The organism is Kocuria rhizosphaericola, from assembly GCF_044462205.1.
In the GTDB taxonomy this organism is placed as follows: Bacteria; Actinomycetota; Actinomycetes; order Actinomycetales; family Micrococcaceae; genus Kocuria; species Kocuria rhizosphaericola.
Genome location: NZ_JBISWK010000117.1, coordinates 1 through 19,202 on the forward strand (window position 1 = coordinate 1; position 19,202 = coordinate 19,202).

The 19,202-nt window shown below is 75.3% G+C and carries 20 protein-coding genes; 14 read left to right on the forward strand and 6 right to left on the reverse strand.

The features are described from left to right. The 4 genes from ACH9D2_RS11640 to ACH9D2_RS11655 all read left to right on the forward strand — a co-directional run. Positions 1 to 814 (forward strand): ATP-binding cassette domain-containing protein (locus tag ACH9D2_RS11640; RefSeq protein WP_396362214.1); only part of this gene is annotated, 814 nt, incomplete at its 5' end. Further along, positions 796 to 2,451 carry a hypothetical protein gene (locus ACH9D2_RS11645; RefSeq protein ID WP_396362215.1) on the forward strand — a complete coding sequence of 552 codons (1,656 nt, stop codon included), beginning with the start codon at positions 796 to 798 and terminating at the stop codon, positions 2,449 to 2,451. The genes ACH9D2_RS11640 and ACH9D2_RS11645, both read left to right, overlap by 19 nt. 63 nt (positions 2,452 to 2,514) lie before the next feature. Continuing rightward, complete coding sequence (locus ACH9D2_RS11650; protein ID WP_157571420.1) at positions 2,515 to 2,850, forward strand: DUF3039 domain-containing protein; 336 nt, start codon at positions 2,515 to 2,517, stop codon at positions 2,848 to 2,850. Positions 2,851 to 2,971: 121 nt separating this feature from the next. Next, positions 2,972 to 4,771: a DEAD/DEAH box helicase family protein gene (locus ACH9D2_RS11655; RefSeq protein WP_396362216.1), complete on the forward strand. Its 1,800-nt coding sequence runs from the start codon at positions 2,972 to 2,974 to the stop codon at positions 4,769 to 4,771. Positions 4,772 to 4,827: 56 nt separating this feature from the next. Here the strand turns inward: ACH9D2_RS11655 and ACH9D2_RS11660 are convergent, their stop codons facing one another. Continuing rightward, positions 4,828 to 5,439, reverse strand: a complete 612-nt coding sequence (locus ACH9D2_RS11660) for an isochorismatase family protein (RefSeq protein WP_396362217.1) — start codon at positions 5,437 to 5,439, stop codon at positions 4,828 to 4,830. Between the two features lie 76 nt (positions 5,440 to 5,515). Then, complete coding sequence (locus tag ACH9D2_RS11665) at positions 5,516 to 6,865, reverse strand: nicotinate phosphoribosyltransferase (protein ID WP_396362218.1); 1,350 nt, start codon at positions 6,863 to 6,865, stop codon at positions 5,516 to 5,518. 56 nt (positions 6,866 to 6,921) lie between these two features. Here ACH9D2_RS11665 and clpS point away from each other — a divergent pair, with 56 nt between their 5' ends. The 8 genes from clpS (at position 6,922) to ACH9D2_RS11705 (ending at position 12,802) form a co-directional block, all read left to right on the forward strand. Further along, positions 6,922 to 7,260, forward strand: a complete 339-nt coding sequence (clpS, locus tag ACH9D2_RS11670) for an ATP-dependent Clp protease adapter ClpS (RefSeq protein ID WP_396362219.1) — start codon at positions 6,922 to 6,924, stop codon at positions 7,258 to 7,260. Continuing rightward, positions 7,260 to 7,820, forward strand: a complete 561-nt coding sequence (locus tag ACH9D2_RS11675) for a DUF2017 domain-containing protein (RefSeq protein ID WP_396362220.1) — start codon at positions 7,260 to 7,262, stop codon at positions 7,818 to 7,820. The genes clpS and ACH9D2_RS11675 overlap by 1 nt, the downstream gene beginning before the upstream one ends. 115 nt (positions 7,821 to 7,935) lie before the next feature. Next, entirely contained in the window at positions 7,936 to 8,871 is a 936-nt protein-coding gene (murI, locus tag ACH9D2_RS11680) for a glutamate racemase (protein WP_396362221.1), read from the forward strand. A gap of 60 nt (positions 8,872 to 8,931) precedes the next feature. Continuing rightward, positions 8,932 to 9,759 (forward strand): MBL fold metallo-hydrolase, encoded by an 828-nt coding sequence (locus tag ACH9D2_RS11685; RefSeq protein ID WP_396362222.1) that lies wholly within the window; start codon positions 8,932 to 8,934, stop codon positions 9,757 to 9,759. A 56-nt stretch (positions 9,760 to 9,815) separates the two neighbouring features. Next, positions 9,816 to 10,601: a ribonuclease PH gene (rph, locus tag ACH9D2_RS11690; protein WP_396362223.1), complete on the forward strand. Its 786-nt coding sequence runs from the start codon at positions 9,816 to 9,818 to the stop codon at positions 10,599 to 10,601. Beyond that, positions 10,594 to 11,238, forward strand: coding sequence for an RdgB/HAM1 family non-canonical purine NTP pyrophosphatase (gene rdgB / locus ACH9D2_RS11695; RefSeq protein ID WP_396362224.1), 645 nt, complete (start codon positions 10,594 to 10,596; stop codon positions 11,236 to 11,238). Before rph ends, rdgB begins: the two co-directional genes overlap by 8 nt. Positions 11,239 to 11,265: 27 nt before the next feature. Beyond that, on the forward strand, positions 11,266 to 12,132 hold the full coding sequence (locus tag ACH9D2_RS11700; protein ID WP_396362225.1) for a phosphotransferase family protein: 867 nt from the start codon (positions 11,266 to 11,268) through the stop codon (positions 12,130 to 12,132). Between the two features lie 22 nt (positions 12,133 to 12,154). Next, positions 12,155 to 12,802, forward strand: coding sequence for an exonuclease domain-containing protein (locus tag ACH9D2_RS11705; protein ID WP_396362226.1), 648 nt, complete (start codon positions 12,155 to 12,157; stop codon positions 12,800 to 12,802). Here the strand turns inward: ACH9D2_RS11705 and ACH9D2_RS11710 are convergent. After that, positions 12,771 to 13,895: an ADP-ribosylglycohydrolase family protein gene (locus ACH9D2_RS11710; RefSeq protein ID WP_396362227.1), complete on the reverse strand. Its 1,125-nt coding sequence runs from the start codon at positions 13,893 to 13,895 to the stop codon at positions 12,771 to 12,773. The two genes, ACH9D2_RS11705 and ACH9D2_RS11710, sit on opposite strands and share 32 nt — an antisense overlap. A 141-nt stretch (positions 13,896 to 14,036) precedes the next feature. Between ACH9D2_RS11710 and ACH9D2_RS11715 the strand changes: the two genes are divergently transcribed. Both ACH9D2_RS11715 and ACH9D2_RS11720 read left to right on the forward strand, forming a co-directional pair. After that, on the forward strand, positions 14,037 to 14,966 hold the full coding sequence (locus ACH9D2_RS11715; RefSeq protein ID WP_396362228.1) for an aquaporin: 930 nt from the start codon (positions 14,037 to 14,039) through the stop codon (positions 14,964 to 14,966). A 292-nt stretch (positions 14,967 to 15,258) separates the two neighbouring features. Continuing rightward, positions 15,259 to 16,566, forward strand: a complete 1,308-nt coding sequence (locus tag ACH9D2_RS11720) for a hypothetical protein (RefSeq protein ID WP_396362229.1) — start codon at positions 15,259 to 15,261, stop codon at positions 16,564 to 16,566. Between the two features lie 48 nt (positions 16,567 to 16,614). Here the strand turns inward: ACH9D2_RS11720 and ACH9D2_RS11725 are convergent, their stop codons facing one another. From ACH9D2_RS11725 to ACH9D2_RS11735, 3 genes are all read right to left on the reverse strand, one after another. Further along, positions 16,615 to 17,232, reverse strand: coding sequence for an MBL fold metallo-hydrolase (locus tag ACH9D2_RS11725; RefSeq protein WP_396362986.1), 618 nt, complete (start codon positions 17,230 to 17,232; stop codon positions 16,615 to 16,617). Between the two features lie 119 nt (positions 17,233 to 17,351). Then, positions 17,352 to 18,449, reverse strand: coding sequence for an S-(hydroxymethyl)mycothiol dehydrogenase (locus tag ACH9D2_RS11730; RefSeq protein ID WP_396362984.1), 1,098 nt, complete (start codon positions 18,447 to 18,449; stop codon positions 17,352 to 17,354). A 59-nt stretch (positions 18,450 to 18,508) separates the two neighbouring features. Further along, a partial coding sequence (locus ACH9D2_RS11735; protein ID WP_396362985.1) for an alpha/beta fold hydrolase occupies positions 18,509 to 19,202 on the reverse strand: 694 nt, incomplete at its 5' end.

Consider the following 19,202-nt stretch of genomic DNA (forward strand, 5'->3'; position numbering starts at 1 on the left):
GGCCGTCCCGGGACGGGCCGGCGCACCGGACGCGTCCGCGCCGCCGGCCCTGAGCGTGCGCGGCCTCGTCCGGGTCTTCGGCCGCCCCGGCACCCCGGAGGCCAAGGTCGCGGTGGACCGCGTGGACCTCGACGTCCCCCGCGGCTCCTTCTTCGGCCTCGTGGGGCGCAACGGCGCCGGCAAGACGACGATGCTGTCCATGGCGACCGGCCTCCTCCGCCCGACGGCGGGCACCGCCCGCGTGGCCGGTGTCGACGTCTGGGCCGAGCCGCGGCGGGCCAAGCAGCTCATGGGGGTGCTGCCGGACGGGCTGCACCTGTTCGACCGGCTCACGGGACGTCAGCTCGTCACCTACTCCGGTCTGCTGCGCGGCATGGACCGCACGGTCGTGGCCGAGCGCACGGAGGACCTGCTGCGGGTCATGGACCTGCTCCCCGACGCCGGGACGCAGGTCCAGGACTACTCCGCCGGCATGACCAAGAAGATCGCGCTGGCCGGCGCCCTCATCCACGCCCCGAGCCTGCTGGTCCTCGACGAGCCGTTCGAGTCGGTCGACCCCGTCTCGGCCGCGAACATCCGCGAGATCCTGCACGGCTTCGTGTCCGCGGGCGGGACCGTGGTGGTCTCCAGCCACGTCATGGACCTCGTGCAGCGGATGTGCGACCACGTCGCCGTGATGGACCGCGGCCGGGTGCTGGCGGCCGGGACGGTCGACGACGTCCGGGTCGGGGCCACGCTCGAGGACCGGTTCGTCGAGCTGGTCGGCGGACGCCGGGAGACGGGGGAGGGGCTCTCGTGGCTGCGCCCGGAGTGAGCCGGGACCTCGCCCCGGCCCCGGGAGGCCTCGACCCCGCCGGGGCCGGCACGAGCGCCCTGGCCGGGCGGCTCGTGGGCCTGAAGGCGAGGCTCCTCGTCAACACCCTGACCCGCAGCACCTGGGTGCTCGTGGGGACGGTGCTGGGCGCCGCCTACTTCCTGTTCCTGCTGGGCCTGGCCGTGGTCGCGCTCTTCCTCCTCGGCCGCCAGGACCTGTCCGTGGTGCGCACCGTGCTCGTACTGGCCGGGACGGCGGCCACGCTGGCCTGGTGGCTGCTGCCCGTCCTCGCGGCGCGCGCCGACGCCACGCTGGACCCCGCCCGCCTCGCCGTGTTCCCCCTCTCCGTGGGCCAGGTCCAGTGGGGCCAGGCGCTCGGCGCGCTCGTCGGCGTGCCGGGCGCGCTCACCACCGTCGCGCTGCTCGCCACGGTGAGCTCCTGGCGCTCGTCCGCGGCGGCGCTGGTCGCGGCCCTCCTGTGCGTGCCGCTCGCGCTGGCCCTCGTGGTCGCCGGTTCCCGGTGCGTCACGGCCCTCGCCGTCGGCCTCGGCCGCCGCCGCCGGCTCACGGAGCTGGTCTCGCTGGCCGCGCTCGTGGCGCTGGTGCTGCTCGGCCCGATCGTCACGGGTCTGCTGAGCGGGCTGGAGCGGCTGTGGGACCGGCTGCCGCAGTACGCCGGCGTGCTGGCGTGGACGCCGGCCGGAGCCGTCTGGGCGGTCCCGGCGGACGTCGCCGCGGGTCGCTGGGCTTCCGCGTCCGCCCGCCTGGCCGTCACGGTCCTGACGGTCGCCGCCCTCGTCCTCGTCTGGCGGGTCGCGCAGGAGCGGGCGCTGACCAGCACGGCCGGCCGGCGGACCGCGGCCCGGCACGAGGGCGCCGCCGGCGCGGGGCTGTTCGACCTCGTGCCCCGGCGTCCGTGGGCGGCCGTCGCGGCGCGGTGCCTGGTCTACTGGGTCAGGGACCCCCGCTACGCGGCAGGCCTGCTCGTCATCCCCGCCCTCGCCGTGCTCATCTGGTTCTCCCGGGACCCCGGGGGCGGGAGCGTCTTCCTGTACGGCCTCGGGCCGATGATCGCGGCGCTGCTCGCCTACCAGATCTCGGGCGACGTGTCCTACGACAACACCGCCCTGCACCTGCACGTCCTCTCCGGCGTGCGGGGCGTCCACGACCGCGCGGGCCGGGTGCTCGCGCTGCTCGTGATCGCCGTGCCGCTCACCGCGCTCGGACTGCTGCTGCCGTTCGCGGTCGAGGGCCGGTGGCAACTGCTGCCCGGGATCGCGGGCACCTCGGTGCTGGCGCTGCTGGGCGGGGCGGGCCTGTCCTCGGTGCTGTCCGCCCGGTACACCTATCCCGTGGCCCCGCCGGGGGCGTCACCGCTGAAGACGCCGCAGGGCTTCACCGTCCTCAACGTCCTGGTGCAGTTCGTGGCGCTGGGGCTCGTCGTCGTGCTCATGCTGCCGGCCGCGGTCCTCCTCCTCGTGCAGCTCTTCACCGGTGACCCCGTGTGGGGCTGGGCGGCGCTCGCCGCCGGGTCGGTGCTGGGACCGCTGCTGTGCTGGGGCGGGATCGTCCTCGGCGGGCGCTGGTACGACCGGCGGGCCCCCGAGCTGCTCCAGGAGGTCGCCCAGTTCCGCTGAGCCGGGCCGGGCGGGCGGCCCCGGGGCACGCGGAGGCGGCGTGATCGGGGTAAACTGGCGTCCATGCATGTCTCAGCGGCGACCACCGGCACCCCGACGAACGGCCTGGACGACAGCCCCTACGGCACCGACCCGGCGCAGCCGGCCGGGGGCACGTCCACGATCGAGCGCGAGGAGACCAGGGAGCTCCAGGAACCGGGCGACCACGAGCGCTTCGCGCACTACGTGCGCAAGGAGAAGATCATGGAGTCCGCCCTCTCGGGCGAGCCCGTGATCGCCCTGTGCGGCAAGGTCTGGGTCCCCGGCCGCGACCCCCAGCGGTTCCCGGTGTGCCCCACCTGCAAGGAGATCTACGACGGCCTGCGCCCCCCGAACGACCAGGGTGACGACCAGGGCTGAGCACCGCCCCGTCGAGCGAGCGCCCGCCGCCGGCGGGCGCTTTTGCGTGGCCCGCCGCCGCGCCCCCTCAGCCACCGCGACCACGAGGCCGCGGGCCCACGAGCGAAAGGACGTCGCCAGAGTGTCCCAGGACGACCAGCTCTCCTTGTTCGGCTCAGCCGCCGCCGACCTCCCCCCGGCCTACCCGGACCGCGCGGCGTGGGGCACCGCCCCCAAGCTGCGCGCCTGGCAGGCGGAGGCGCTGCAGCGCTACTTCGAGACGCAGCCCCGGGACTACATGGCCGTCGCGACCCCCGGGGCCGGCAAGACGACCTTCGCCCTGCGGGTGGCCAAGGAGCTCTTCGACCGCGGCACCGTCAACCGGATCACGGTGGTGACGCCCACGGACCACCTCAAGCGGCAGTGGGCCGACGCCGCGGCCCGCGTGGGCCTGGCCATCGACCCGAACTTCAAGAACGCGGACGGCTCCCACGGCCGGGACTACCTGGGCGCGGCGGTGACCTACTCCCAGGTGGCGATGAAGCCGCTCCTGCACCGGGCCCGCACCGAGGCGGGCCGGACGCTGGTGATCATGGACGAGATCCACCACGCCGGCGACTCCCTGACGTGGGGCGACGGGCTGCAGGAGGCCTTCGACCCCGCCGCCCGCCGGCTCGCCCTGACCGGCACCCCCTTCCGCTCGGACACCGCGCCGATCCCGTTCGTGCGCTACGTGGAGGATGGGGACGGCATCCGCCGCTCGAGCTCCGACTACACCTACGGCTACGGCGACGCGCTCAAGGACCACGTGGTCCGGCCCGTGATCTTTCTCGCCTACTCGGGGCAGATGCGCTGGCGCACCAGCGCGGGCGAGGAGATGGCCGCGGAGCTCGGCGAGGGCTTCACGAAGGACATCACCGCCCACGCGTGGCGCACCGCGCTCGACCCGAACGGGCAGTGGATCCCGTCGGTGCTCCAGGCCGCGGACCAGCGGCTCACGGAGGTGCGGCGCACCGTGCCCGACGCCGGGGCGATGGTCATCGCGACCGACCACCAGGACGCGAAGGCCTACGCGGCGCAGCTGCGCCGGATCACCGGGGAGAACCCCACCGTGGTCCTCTCCGACGACAAGGGCGCCTCGGACCGGATCGACGAGTTCTCCGCGGGGGACAGCCGGTGGATGGTGGCGGTCCGCATGGTCTCCGAGGGTGTCGACGTCCCCCGGCTCGCCGTGGGGGTCTACGCGACGTCGACGTCCACGCCGCTGTTCTTCGCCCAGGCGGTCGGCCGCTTCGTGCGCGCCCGCAAGCGCGGGGAGACGGCCTCCGTCTTCCTGCCGTCCGTGCCGGCGCTGATGCAGCTCGCCAACGAGATGGAGGCCGAGCGGGACCACGCCCTCGACAGGCCCGCCGCGGAGGAGACCGGCCTGCCCGCCGACCCCCTCGAGGAGGGCTGGGACGACGAGCTGCTCGAGGAGGCCAACCGCGAGGAGAAGGCGTCGGCGGCCCTCGCCCAGGGCCGCTTCGAGGCCATCGGCTCGGACGCGTCCTTCCACGGGGTGCTCTTCGACGGCGGCGCCTTCGGCGGCGGCGTGGCGGTGGGCTCGGAGGAGGAGGCGGACTTCCTCGGCATCCCGGGCCTGCTCGAGGCCGACCAGGTCTCGGCGCTGCTGCGGGAGCGGCAGTCCCAGCACGCCCGCCGCCGCCCGGGCGCCGCCCGGGCCCCGGAGCCGGCGGTGCCCGACCACCGGCGGCTGAAGGAGCTGCGCGCCACCCTGTCCAAGAACGTCTCGGCCTGGGCGTCGCGCACCGGCACCCCGCACGGCGTGGTCCACAACGAGCTGCGCCGCGTGTGCGGGGGCCCCGCGGTGGCGCAGGCCAACGAGGTGCAGCTGCAGGCGCGCGTCAAGAAGCTGCAGGACTGGTTCATCGGGCGCAAGTGAGCCGCGCACCGGGGCACGGCCCGCCCGGCAGGGGGCGGGCCGCGTCCGGGCGCGGGTCAGGACCGGACGATCTCGACCCCTGCCTCGGCCATCTCCCGCAGGGCGCGCGCCGTGCTCTCCTCGGCCACGCCGGCCGTGAGGTCCACCAGCACCCGGGTGTCGTAGCCGGCCTCGACGGCGTCCAGAGCGGTCGCGCGCACGCAGTGGTCGGTCGCGAGACCCACGATGTCCACGGCCTCGATCTCGTGCTCCCGCAGCCAGTCGTCGAGGCTCACGTCCGGCTCGTCGTCGACGTCCTCGTCGTCGCCCATCGGCACGTCCGCGTCCGGGGCGAGCAGCCCCTCGAACCCGGAGTAGGCGGCGTCGTGCTCGCCCTTGCGGAACCACGCCTGGATCCAGTCCGTGTCCAGGTCGGCGTGGAAGTGGGCCCCGCGGGACTCGGCGACACAGTGCACGGGCCAGGAGTCCACGTAGTCCGGTTCGTCGGAGAAGTGCGCCCCGGGGTCGATGTGCCAGTCCTGGGTGGCCGCGACGGCCGCGTAGTCCCCGTGGTGGTCCTCGAGGTGCTCCGACACGGCGGCGGCCACGGCCGCGCCTCCGGCGACGGCCAGCGACCCGCCCTCGCAGAAGTCGTTCTGCACGTCGACGACGATCAGTGCGGTCCTCATGGTGTTCCTCCCTCTGTTGCGGTGGGTCTCGCCCGGTCTGTCCTGCTCGGTGGATCCTGTGCGCCGGACGCCCCGGTCAGACCGGGGCCTCCGGCCCCAGCACGGTCGGGATGACGGGGTCGCCCTCGCTGAGCCGCCGGGCCGATCGTGGCAGCTCCGCCACGGACGCCGTGTGCCGCTCCCGGGCCCGCCGGACGCCGGCCGGGCCGGTCCACCCGTCCAGCAGCTCGCCGTCGCGGACGAAGTCCTCCAGCAGCGGCCGGTCGTCGCCGTCGTCGTCGGGCAACCGGCCGATCCCGACCACCTCGTGGGTGGCCGTGCCCTTCTCGTCCCGGCGCCGCAGGGCGTGCTTGCGCCCGCCCACGGACACCTTGCCCTTGGCGGCCTTCGCCACGGGCCGCAGCTCGCCGGAGGAGTCCTCGCGGGCCACGAGCTTGTAGACCATCGAGGACGTCGGCGCGCCCGAGCCGGTGACCACGCGGGTGCCGACGCCGAACGCGTCGACGGGCGCGGCGTTCAGGGACGCGATCGCGTACTCGTCCAGGTCCGAGGTGACGGTGATGCGGGTGTCCGGGTTGCCGAGGTCGTCGAGGAGCTCCCGCACCCACGCGGCCTGGGTCACGAGGTCGCCCGAGTCCAGGCGCACGCCGCCCAGCTCCGGGCCCGCCAGCTCCACGGCCTTGCGGACCGCGGCCTCGACGTCGTAGGTGTCGACGAGCAGGGTGGTGTCCCGGCCCATGGACTCCAGCTGGGCTCGGAAGGCATCCTCCTCCGAGTCGTGCAGCAGCGTGAAGGAGTGGGCGGCGGTCCCGACGGTCCGGATCCCCCAGCGGTGGCCGGCCTCGAGGTTCGAGGTGGAGTCGAAGCCGCCGATGACCGCCGCCCGCGCGGCCGCGACCGCGGCCTCCTCGTGGGCGCGCCGGGAGCCCATCTCGATGCACGGGCGCCCCGCCGCGGCCCCCACCATGCGGGAGGCGGCCGAGGCCACGGCGCTGTCGTAGTTGAGCACCGACAGGAAGTACGTCTCGAGCACGCACGCCTCGGCGAACGTGGCCTCGACCACGAGCAGCGGCGAGGACGGGAAGTACGCCTCGCCCTCGGCGTAGCCGGAGATCGACCCGGTGAAGCGGAAGTCCGCCAGGTAGTCCAGGGTCGCGCGGTTGACCACGCCGGTGTCCGCGAGGAAGCGCAGCTGCTCGTCGCCGAAGCAGAAGCTGTCGAGCCCCTCGAGGAGGCGCCCGGTGCCCGCCAGCACGCCGTAGCGCCGGCCGGCCGGCAGCCGCCGGGCGAAGACCTCGAAGACGCTGCGCCGCTGCGCGGTGCCGGCGTGCAGGGCGGCCTGCAGCATGGTCAGCTCGTAGTGGTCGGTCATCAGGGACGTGGGCGGCGGGGCCCACCGGTGGCTGCGCTGGTTCACGGGCACCACTCTAGCGACGCCGCCGGTGCCCCCCGGCGTCCGGCACTCGCTACGATGGACGGACCATGCACTGCGCTACTTCCGCCGCCGCCCGCCCCGCGGCCACCGCCACCCCGGAGACCGGCACCCGGCCCACCGGCGAGACGTCCGTGGCCGCGGCGACCGAGACCCCGTGGAACGTGGTCGTGTGGGACGACCCCGTCAATCTCATGAGCTACGTCACGTACGTGTTCCGCTCCTACTTCGGCTACCCGGAGGAGAAGGCCCGCTCCCTGATGCTCGAGGTCCACCACCACGGGCGCTCCGTGGTGGCCAGCGGTTCCCTCGAGGAGGCCGAGACCCACACCGCGGCGATGCACGGCTTCGGGCTGTGGGCCACCTTCGAGCAGGCGGGGGGCCACTGATGGCCCAGGGCTTCCGGTCCACCCGCAGGGGGATCACCGCCCGTTTCGAGGAGGCCGAGAAGGACCTGCTGCAGAAGCTGTTCGCGGACGTCGCCCAGGCGCTCGCGCCCGAGCAGCCGGCCTCGGAGGACTCGCTCGAGCGGATGCTCGGCGTGTCCGGGGACGCCACCGTCCCCGACGACTCCGCGCTGCGGCGCCTCCTGCCCGACGGCAGCCTGGACCCCGAGCGCGCCGCAGAGTTCCGCCGGTACACGGAGCGGGGACTGCGGGAGACCAAGCGGGGCGTGCTGCAGCAGGCCGCGCTGGCGCTGGAGGCCCAGCCCGTGCGGCTGGACCCCGGGCAGGCGCAGGCCTTCGGCCAGGCCCTCAACGACGTGCGGCTGGTGCTGGCGGACCGCCTGGGGATCCGGAGCGAGGCGGACGCCGAGCGCGTGGGGCGCTACGACGACTGGTCCGCGATCGAGGACGTCGAGACGTACATGTCGCTTCTGTACAACTTCGTCTCGTGGCTTCAGGAGACCCTCATGGAGGCGCTGCTCCACGACCTGCCCCGGGACTGACCGGCCACGACGCCCCGGAGCGCTTCCGCCCGGGCGCGGGGTGACGCGCATCACGGCGGCTCGCCCGCGGCACGGTTTGGGGCGGCGGCACGCCCGGGACTACGCTCTTGTCGATATGCAGGATGACGACGTCTTCGGGGCCGGCGGCCGGACCGCACGGCGCCCCAACCCCGGTTCACCCATCGGCGTGTTCGACTCCGGGGTGGGCGGCCTCACCGTGGCCCGCGCCATCATCGACCAGCTGCCCCACGAGGAGATCGTCTACGTGGGCGACACCGCGCACGGGCCCTACGGCCCGCTGCCGATCGCCGAGGTCCGGGCGCACGCCCTGCGGATCATGGACGAGCTCGTGGACTCCGGCGTCAAGCTGCTCGTCATCGCCTGCAACACGGCGTCCGCCGCGGTGCTGCGCGACGCCAGGGAGCGCTACACCCGGGTCTACGGGATCCCCGTGGTGGAGGTCATCCAGCCGGCGGTGCGACGAGCGGTGGCCTCGACCCGCAACGGCCGGATCGGGGTCATCGGCACGGCGGCCACGGTCGGCTCCCGCGCCTACGACGACACCTTCGCCGCCGCCCCCCACCTGCGGATCGACTCGGTGGCCTGTCCGGCGTTCGTCGACTACGTGGAGGCAGGAGTCACCACGGGCCCCGCGCTCCTGGCCACGGCGCAGTCCTACCTGGACCCGCTGCGGGACGCCGACGTGGACACCCTGGTCCTGGGCTGCACCCACTACCCCCTGCTCACGGGCGTGATCTCCTACGTCATGGGCGACACCGTCACCCTGGTCTCCAGCGCGGAGGAGACCGCCAAGGACGTCTACCGTGCGCTGGTCGGTCACGGGCTCGAGCGGGACCCGAGCCTGCCCGCCCACCACGAGTTCCTCGCCACCGGGGACGCGGCGTCCTTCGAGGTCCTGGCCCGGCGGTTCCTGGGGCCGGAGGTCGCCCGCGTGCGGCACACCAGCTCCGTGGCGGAGCAGTACCCCACGGGCTCGCTCGCGCGGATCACCCCGGAGATGATCGGGGGCACCGGCCCGTCCGCTCCCTGAGCAGTCCCGCGGCCGGTGCGGCCGCGGTCCCACCGGTCCTCCCTGGAAGGCACACGCTCCATGAAACTCACCATCGTCGGATGCACCGGCTCCTTCGCGGGGCCGAACTCCCCGGCCTCCTGCTACCTCGTCAGCGGCGAGGACGCCGAGGGGCGGATCTGGCGCATCCTGCTGGACATGGGCAACGGCGCCCTCGGGGTGCTGCAGCGCCACATCGACCTGCACGACATCGACGCCGTGCTCGTGAGCCACCTGCACCCCGACCACTGCATCGACCTGGCCGGGCTGCACGTGGCGATCAAGTGGGACCCGCGGGGCTGGGGCGGCGCACCGATCCCGCTGTGGGCGCCCACCGGCCTCCACGAGTACCTCAGCAGCACCCACGGTCTCCCCCCGGAGCCCGGGATGCACGGGGAGTTCGACTTCCACACCTGGGTCCCCGAGGAGCCCGTGCGGGTGGGGCCGTTCGCGATCACGCCCTTCCTGGTGGAGCACCCCACGCCCGAGCCGTACGCCCTGCGCATCGACTACGACGGGGTCATGGGCCCCAGCACCCTGACCTACTCGGGGGACACCGACGCGTGCGACGGCCTCGTGCGCGCCGCCCGGGGCGCCGACGTCTTCCTGTGCGAGGCCGCCTACCACGAGGGCCGCGACGACGCGCTGCGCGGCATCCACCTCACCGGCCGGCGCGCCGCGGAGGCGGCCCGGGACGCCGGGGTGCGCCAGCTGCTGCTGACGCACCTGCCGGTGTGGAACTCCCCGACGCGGGCCGTCGAGGAGGCGCAGGAGGTCTTCGAGGGGCCCATCGGGGTGGCCGAGCCCGCCTACACGTACCGGATCGTCCGCAGCGGCAGCGGCCGTCCCGCGGCCGCCGTCGGACCGTGAGACCTGCCGCCGGCGGCCGGGCCGGGAGCGCTGGACCGAGGGGTAAGGTGGAGCACATGGATGCCCCTGTCGACCAGACCCCACCGGCCCTCTCGACCCCGGGGGTGACCCGGTCGGACGGCCGTTCGCCCGACGAGCTGCGGCCCATCACCATCACCCGCGGCTGGTCCCAGCAGGCGGAGGGCTCCGCCCTCATCGAGTTCGGCAGCACCCGGGTGCTGTGCACCGCGTCCGTCACGGAGGGCGTCCCGCGCTGGCTCAAGGGGGAGGGCCGCGGCTGGGTGACCGCCGAGTACGCGATGCTCCCGCGGGCCACGTCCACCCGCTCCGCCCGCGAGTCCGTGAAGGGCAAGATCGGCGGGCGCACCCACGAGATCTCCCGGCTCATCGGCCGCTCCCTGCGTTCGGTCATCGACCTCTCCGCCCTGGGGGAGAACACCGTGGTCCTCGACTGCGACGTCCTCCAGGCCGACGGCGGCACCCGCACCGCGGCCATCACCGGCGCCTACGTGGCGCTCGCCGAGGCCATCGGCTGGGCGCGGGCCGAGGGGCTCGTCGCCCGCCGCGCCCAGCCGCTCACCGACACCGTGGCCGCCGTGTCCGTGGGCATCATCGACGGCGTGCCGATGCTGGACCTCCCCTACGTCGAGGACGTCCGGGCCGAGACGGACATGAACGTGGTGGTCACCGGGTCCGGCGACTTCGTGGAGGTGCAGGGCACGGCCGAGGGCGCCCCCTTCGACCGCGCCGAGCTCGACGCCCTGCTCGACCTCGCGCTGGCCGGCTGCGCCCAGCTCACCCAGATCCAGGTCGAGACCCTGCGCGAGGGCGACGATGGGTGAGCACGACGGCGCACGGGTGGTCCTGGCCACCCGCAACGCGGGCAAGCTCGCGGAGCTGCGGGACCTGCTCGCGGCGGCGCTGCCCGGCGCGGACGTCGAGCGCCTCGTGGTGGACGCCGGCACGGCCGGCACCCCGGACGTCGTCGAGGACGGCACGAGCTTCGAGGCCAACGCCCTGCTCAAGGCCCGCTCCGCGGCCGCCGCGACCGGGCTGGTCGCCGTGGCCGACGACTCCGGTCTGGCCGTGGACGTCCTGGGCGGCGCGCCCGGGATCTTCTCGGCGCGGTGGTCCGGGCGGCACGGCGACGACGCCGCGAACCTGCGGCTGCTGCTCGACCAGCTCTCCGACGTCCCCGACACCCACCGCGGCGCGCAGTTCGTGTGCGCCGCGGCCCTCGTGACCCCGGCGGGGGAGGAGCACGTCGAGACCGGTGAGCTGCGCGGGACGCTGCTGCGCGAACCGGCCGGGGACGGCGGCTTCGGCTACGACCCCGTGCTGCGCCCCGACGGGCTCGACCGGTCCTGCGCCGAGCTCACGCGCGAGGAGAAGAACGCCATCAGCCACCGTGGACGCGCGATGCGGGCCCTGCTCCCGCACCTGCTGGCCGCCCTCGACCGCGCCGCCGTCCCCGACTGACCCACGTCCGAACCGAGGAAGTTGCCCATGCCCTGGTCGCAGCTCCACCACCTGCCGTTCGCCGGCGCCGTCGAGGCCGTCCTGCGCGAGGCCGGCATGAGCGCCGACCCGAGCCAGTGGGAGGTGCACGCCGGCGGGTCCGCCCACGTGGTGGTGAACGTGGGGCACGTGATCTCCGTGCGGATCGCCAAGAACGCCACGGTCTGCGAGCACGTCCGGCGCCGCACGGAGGTGCTCCGGAGGCTGCCCCGCTTCTCGTTCGAGACCCCGCGGCCGCTCACCGGCGTGGTGGTCTCCCACGGCTACACCGGGGTGGGCCTGACCTGGTGCCCCGGTGACCCGCACCCGCCCGGGCACGGGGACCCGGCCGTGCTGCACCGGGTGCTGACCGAGCTGGCCGAGGTCGACACCACGGGCTTCGCGAGGTACCTCGACCGTCCCGGCCAGCACTGGGGCGGCCACCGGCGCCGGCACGTGCTCCTCGACGAGGTCATCCCGCGGCTGCTGCCCCGCAACCAGGAGGCCGCGCGGCGGGCCGTCGCCGAGCTCGCGGCGCTGCCCACCGTGGTGCCGACCCTGGTGCACGGGGACCTCATGGGGCACAACATGCTGTGGGCCGGGGACGAGCTCACGGGCATCATCGACTGGGACCACGCCTGCCTGTCCGACCCCGCGCACGACGCCGCGTCCCTCGGCCTCTGGTACGGCTGGGACACCCTGCGCTCCGCCGTCTCGGAGACCGTCTACGAGCGCGCCCGGCTGCACGCGCGCACGTTCCCGCTGCAGGCGGTCGCCTACGCGCTGCACCACGACCTCGACACCGCCCAGGTCAACCAGTCCATCGCGCGGGCCGACGACTGGATCGAGACCAACCTGCGCGGCGTCTGCGCCTGAGCGGGCGCAGTAGGCTGTCCGGGTGCCGTTCTCCGCTTCCCCCGACACGACCTCCGCCCGGTCCGCCGCGGACCCGTCGTCCCTCTCCTTCACCGCCATCGACTTCGAGACCGCGAACCGCTTCCTCGGCTCGCCGTGCGCCGTGGGCCTCGTGCGGGTCCGTGGCGGCAGGGTGGTGGCCGAGCGCTCCGCGTACATGCGGCCGCCGCGCACCCGCGCGGCCTTCGACCCCGGCAACACGCGCATCCACGGGATCACCGAGCAGACGGTCGCCGGCCGTCCGGGCTTCGCCGAGCTGTGGCCGCGGATCGAGGACTGGATCCTGGCGGAGGATCCGGACGAGCTCGTGGTCGCGCACAACGCGGCCTTCGACATGGGCGTGATCCGGGCCGCGTGCGCGGAGACGGAGACGCCGCACGCCCCGCTGGCGTACGCGTGCAGCCTGGCCCTGGCACGGCGCGGCTACGACCTGCCGTCCTACGCGCTGCCCCGGGCGGCCGAGGCGGCCGGGGTGCCGCTGCGCCGCCACCACGACGCCCTCGAGGACGCCCGGGCGTGCGCGGGGATCATGGTCGACCTGGTCCGCCGGGCCGGTGCGGGCAGCGTCCGGGAGCTGCTCGCCGGCGCGGGCCTGAGCGTCAAGCGGCTGGCGGCGCCCCCACTTCCCTGAGCCAGCGCTCCGCCGCCTCCGACACCGTGTCCCCGGCGTCCAGCCGGGCGCTGTCCTCCGGCGGCAGCGCGGCCGTCCCGAGCGCCGCGCCCGTGACGCCGCCGGCGATCGCCCCGGTGGCGGCCGGCTCGCCGTCGTGGTCGGTCCCCAGCTCCACCGCACGGCGGAACACGGCCCGCCGATCCCGGGCGTCCGGGGACTCGGCCTCCGCGCGCAGGGCCGCACAGAGCCCGCGCGCCAGGACCTCCGGGGCCGTCCGCCCCGCGCCGAGCAGCCGCGGGAGCGTCCCGGCGGCCAGGTCCCCCCGGCCGGCGGCGCGCACGGCGTCGTCGATCCGGGCGAGGGTCTCGGCCACCGGGCGCGTGAGGTTCCCGGCCGTCCCGCGGGCCGCGGCCACGGCCGCGGCGACCGGCCGCGGCAGGCCCTCCCGGCGGGCCCGCACGGCGGCGTGGACCACGAAGCCGTGGACGGCCGCGGCGGTCTGCGCCTCGGGGTGCCCGTGGGTCAGCGCGGCACCGTTGATGGCCAGGGGAGCGAGCGTGCGCCAGCCGACGTGGGGGAGGAGACCGAACGGGGACGAGCGCAGCACCGGTCCGGCGCCCTCGGCGTCCGGCAGCACCGGACGCTCGACCTCGCCCATCCGTCCGGACCGGAGCGCCTCCAGCACCGTCGCGTCGGGCTCCCGCACGGCGTGCAGGACCTCGTGCTCGTCGATCCGGCGGGGCAGGGGCTGTGGTGCCCCGGCCGGGTCGGGCTCGCCCTGGGTGCGGAGCCAGCGCAGGTAGGCCAGCCACAGGCACGCGGTCTCGTCGGCGGCGTGGCCCTGGTTGGCCCACTCGACCACCTCCTGCAGGGCGTCCAGGGTGTAGAGGGTCAGCTGGGTGCCGGCGGAGATCCGCAGCACCGCGGCGGCACCGCCGGTGTCCGCGGGAGCGGCGGGGGACTTCGCGCCGGTCGCCTCCGGACGGGGGCGCCGGCCGGCGCCCAGCGCGTCCCCGAGGGCTCCGCCCAGCAGGACGGCGCGCACGGAGTCGGCGTACTCGGGCCAGGCGGGGTCGAGGCCGGCGTCGGGGAGGAGCAGGGGCGCGGGCATGCGGCCAGTGTAGTCGGCGGCCGACACGTCCCGGGCGGGTTCAACCGCCCTTCAGGCGGCCGTGGTTCCATGGCACGGGCGCCCGGCGCCCCGCCGGCACGGCACCCCCACCGTGCCGCCCCGATCCCTGAGGAGAGCTCCATGAGCCACCACGTACCCGGCACCAGCACGCATCCCGGCGCCGACGGCACGGACCACGACGGCACGCCCGCCGCACCCGGCACGGAGGGCCTCGCGGCACCCGTGCCCGTCGCCGCGCGGAAGGAGTCCGTGCCCGCCGGCGCGCCTGCCGCCGTGTCCGCGCCGGCCCAGTGGGCCGCCGAGTTCGCCGGCACGGCGCTGCTGGTCTTCGCCGGTCTCGGCACCGGCATGTTCGCCACCGAGGTCATCGACTCCGCGCTCGGCTTCGGCCTCGGCCTCGTCGCCGCGATCGTCGCCTTCGGGCACGTCTCCGGAGGGCACTTCAACCCCGCGGTGACGCTCGCCGCCGTCGTGGCCGGGCGCACCCCCGCGAGGTCCGCGGTCGGCTACGTGGTGGCCCAGGTGCTCGGCGCGCTGGCCGCCGCGGGCGTGCTGTGGGTGGTGCTCGTCACGCTGCTCGACTCCTCGACCACCGCGCAGGTCCTGGGGGCGGTCTCCAACGGCTTCGGGGAGAACTCCACCTCCCAGGCCGGGTGGACCACCGTGCTGCTCGTCGAGTTCGTGGCGACCGCCCTGTTCGCTCTCGTGGTCCTGGGCTCCACCGCGCCGCGGGCCAACGCGGTGCTCGCCCCCGTGGCCATCGGGGCGGCCCTCGCGTTCCTGCTCACGATCGCCGCGCCGTTCGACGGCGGATCGCTGAACCCCGCCCGCTCGACGGGCGCCGCCGTGGTCTCCGGGTCCGCGCACCTGGCCCAGCTGTGGCTGTTCTGGGTCGCCCCGCTGCTGGGCGGACTCGTCGCCGGTCTCGTCCACCGCTCGGTGGACCTCTCCCGCCCGCGCCGCGGCGCCGGGGCGGCTCCCGCGACCGGGGCGGCTCCCGCGACCGAGGCCGCGCCGGCCGGGTCCGCCACGCCGGACCGGGAGCGGTGAGCCCGCGGCCCGGCCGCGTCCGGCAGGGCCGCGGGATCCCCCCGTGCGGTTGCGCTCCGTCTCCGGCCGGCACCTCGGCCGGTGCCTCCGAGCCGGGGCTCCCCCGAGGTGCGGCGAACCGTGCTGCACGGGGACCGGCCTCGTCCCCCCGGCCCGGCGACCGAGGCCCCGGAGCCCGTCCGGATCCGCGGGCGCCGTCCACCGGTGGGGTCGACGCTTTCCGTCATCGTCCGGGCGGCGGGGCTAGTCTGGTTCCTGCCCGGCCGCCGTCGGCAGGAAGCGGAGGAATCTCGTGAGCAGTGTGCGCGCCGCCGAACCCCTCGGGGGCTTCAGCACGGCCTCACGCTCACCCCTGGCCGACTCCCGGGAGCTCGCCGCCGTCAGCGGCGCCCTGTACCCCGTGCTGACCCTGCTGGTGCGCCTGCCCCAGACCATGGTCCCGCTCGGCGTGCTGACCACGGTGGCGCTGATCTCCGGGTCCCCGGCCCTCGGCGCGTACTGCGCCGCCGCCGTGACGCTCGGCTCGGCCCTGTGCGGACTCGCCATGGGCGCGGCCGCCTCGTGGCGCCGGCGCCAGCTGGGACTGGTGCTGCTCACCCTCGTCAATCCGCTCGCGGTGTGGTGGCTCGTGCGCCGGCTGCCGGACCTCGCCGCCGACAGCGAGGCCGCCCCGGCCCAGCTGCTGCTCCCGTGCCTGCTCGCCGGTCTCGTGCTGCCGCAGATGGGCGTCGCGTGCCGGCTGCGCTGGTGGTCCCTGCTGTCCCGGGACTCCCGGCAGGACCTCTTCGACACCGCGCTGCGCCACGAGAGCGTCATGGACTCCCTGGGCACCGTCCTGGCCGCCGCGGTGACCGGCCTCGTGGCCGTGACCCTCGGTCCGGTCGCCGTGCTGGTGCTCGCGGCCACGCTCACGCTCGTGGGCACCACCGTGTTCCTGCTGCACTGCTCCGCCCGCCTGCCACGGGGCCTGATCGGCTTCCTGCCGCCCGCAGGGGCCGCGCCGACCCGGGCGGTCCGCCGGCGCCGGCGCAGGGTGCGCCGGCTCCGGTTGCTCCCCGTGCTGGGCATGGGCGCGCTGGGTGCCCTGGTGGGATCGACCCTCGGCGCGGTCGTCGTCTTCGCGACCGCCGTGGACGCGGTGATCTCGGTCAGCTGGCTGTACGCGGTCTCCGGGCTCACCTCGGCCCTGGCGGCGGTGGCCGCGTCCGCCCGCACCGAGGAGCTCCGGCTGTGGAACCGCTGGGTGGCGGCGGCCGCCGCGGCGGTGCTCGCCGCGATGCTCCTGACGATCCCCGACGACTCCGTGGGGATGGTGGTCGTGCTGGCGCTGGCCGGGCTGACCACCGGCCCGTGCCTGGTGGCGGTGTACGAGATCGCGCGGCTCGTGGCGCCGAGCTCCCGGGTCACGGCCCTGACCACGGTCATGACCGCCATGATGAGCGTGGGGCTGACCGGGGGTCTCGCCCTGTCCGGGTGGTGGGGGGAGTCCTGGGGCTACCGGAGCGCCGCGCTCGTGCCCGTCATCTCCGCGGCCGCCCTGCTGGCCACCGCGCTGGCCTTCGTGCACCGCTGGCGGCGCACCGACCCCCGTGACCTCTGAGCCCCGCAGGGCGCCCGCCGGGCCAGGGGGCCCGGCGGGCGGAGGGGCTCAGTGGCCGCGGTCGATCCACTCCTGCAGGTGGGGTGCCTCCGTGCCGATCGTGGTGGTGTCCCCGTGGCCGGTGAGCACCTCCGTGGACTCCGGCAGGGTGAGCAGCCGCTCGCGGATGGAGTCGACGATCGTGGGGAAGTCCGAGTACGAGCGGCCGGTGGCGCCGGGACCGCCCTGGAAGAGGGTGTCCCCGGAGAACAGCACCCCGCCCTCGCCCAGGTCCGGTGCCCAGAAGCACACGGAACCGGGCGAGTGGCCCGGGGTGTGCAGCGCGGTCAGCGTGGTCCCCGCCACGGAGAACTCCTCGCCGTCGGCGATCGCGGCGTCGAAGGGAGTGGCCGGATAGACCTGCTCCCACAGCACCGTGTCGTCCGGGTGCAGGTAAATCCGCCCGCCCACCTGCCCGGCGACCTCCTTGACGGACCGGATGTGGTCGTCGTGGCCGTGGGTGAGCAGGATCGCGGTCACCGTCCGCCCGGCGACGGCCTCCACCACGGCCCGGGGGTCGTGGGCCGGGTCGATCACCACGCACTCGTCGTCGTCGCCCACGATCCACACGTTGTTGTCGACCTCCCAGGTCCCTCCGTCGAGGGAGAACGTCCCGGAGGTCACCAGCCGGTCGACGCGGGCCCGGCCGGCGCCCGAGACGCGCCCCGCGGGGACGGCGCCGTGGTCCGCGGGGTGGGCCCGCTCCTGGTCGGGCAGGGCCTCGCCGTCGTGGCCGTCGACGGGGCTCACCGGTCGATCTCCACGACGGAGCGCAGCACCTTGCCGGCGGTCATCCGCTCGAACGCGGGCTCGACGTCCTCGATCCCGATCCGCTCGGTGACGAACCCGTCGAGGTCCAGCCTCCCGGCCCGGTACTGGTCCACGAGCATCGGGAAGTCCCGGGAGGGGAGGGTGTCGCCGTACCAGGCGGACTTGATGGCCCCGCCGCGGCCGAAGACCTGGTCCAGCGGGATCTCCCAGGTGGTGCCCGGATCGGGCACGCCCACCAGGACCATCCGCCCGGCGAGGTCCCGGGCCTCGAAGGCCTGCCGGAAGGTGGGGGCGATGCCCACCGCGTCGACCACCACGTCGGCGCCGAAACCGCCCGTGAGCTCCTGGATCGCCGCCACGGGATCGGTCCCCTTCGAGTTCACGGTGTGGGTGGCTCCGAACTTCTTCGCCGTGGCGAGCTTCTCGTCGTCGAGGTCCACGGCGATGATCGTCGTGGCCCCGGCCAGGGCCGCCCCGGCGATCGCCGCGGTGCCGACGCCGCCGCAGCCGATCACGGCCACGGACTCCCCGCGCCGGACGTCCGCGGTGTTGAGCACGGCGCCGATGCCGGCCATCACACCGCAGCCCAGCAGGCCCACGGCGGCGTACTGGTGGTCCTCGAGCTCGCCCTCGATCCTGGTGCACTGCCCGGCGGCCACCAGCGTCTTCTCGGCGAACGCGCCGATGCCCAGGGCGGGGGAGAGCTCCGTGCCGTCGGCCAGCGTCATCTTCTGGGCGGCGTTGTGGGTGTCGAAGCAGTACCAGGGCTCACCCTTGCGGCAGGCCCGGCACTGCCCGCACACCGCCCGCCAGTTGAGGATCACCTTGTCCCCGACGGCGATCTCGGTGACGCCCTCGCCGACCGCGGCGACCACGCCCGAGGCCTCGTGGCCCAGCAGGTAGGGGTAGTCGTCGCCCACGGCGCCGAGCTTGTAGTGCAGGTCGGTCTGGCAGACCCCGCACGTGATCACGTCCACGAGGGCCTCCCCGGGCCCGGGGTCCGGGACGAGGATCGTCTCGAGGGTGGCTGGTGCGTTCTTCTCCTTGACGACGACGGCTCTGACCTCGTGCATGAGTGGGACCCTTCCTTCGGACGACGTGACGGTTCCGGTCCGGAACACCGCTCCCCAGTCTAGGGAAGGACGCCGGGGGCGCGCGGTGGGACGGAACGGCGGAGGAACGCGGCGGCGCCCTCCCTCGCCGCACGGGCCGTGAGGACGTCGACGTGGCCGCGCTCCGGCACCACGAGCAGCTCGGTGGGTGCCTGTCCCCGGTCACGGAGCCGGGCCATGGCCCCGGGGTCCGCCCAGGCGTCCCGGCCGCCGGCGAACAGCAGCAGGGGCTGGGTGGGCACCCCGGCGGCCGGGACGAAGGGCTCACCGCCGGCCAGACGCGCGAACCCGGCCCAGCGCTCGACCTGACGGCGGTCGCCGTCGTCGCCCGCCCCGGTGAGGGCGGCCGCGAGCTCGCGAGCCGCGGGGTCCACCGCGCCGTCGTCCGCGAGGGCGCGCCCGAGCTCGGGGAGCCGGTCCTGCGGCCCCAGCCCGCCCAGCACCAGGGCGCCGATCCCCGGCCGGCGGGCGGCGGCCGCCCACGCGAGCTGGGCGCCCAGGGAGTACCCCACCAGGGGCACGGGACCGGTGGCGTCCAGCCCGGAGACGAGCTCGCCGATCCGGTCGACGAGCCCGGTGCGGGTGGTGCCCGGCGGTGCGGGAGCCGCTTGCGGCCCGTGCCCGGGCAGGTCCACCCCCAGCGCATGGAAGCCCGCGCGCCCGAGCGCGCGCACCCAGCCGGTGCGGATCCATCCCGCGCACGACGAGGCGGCG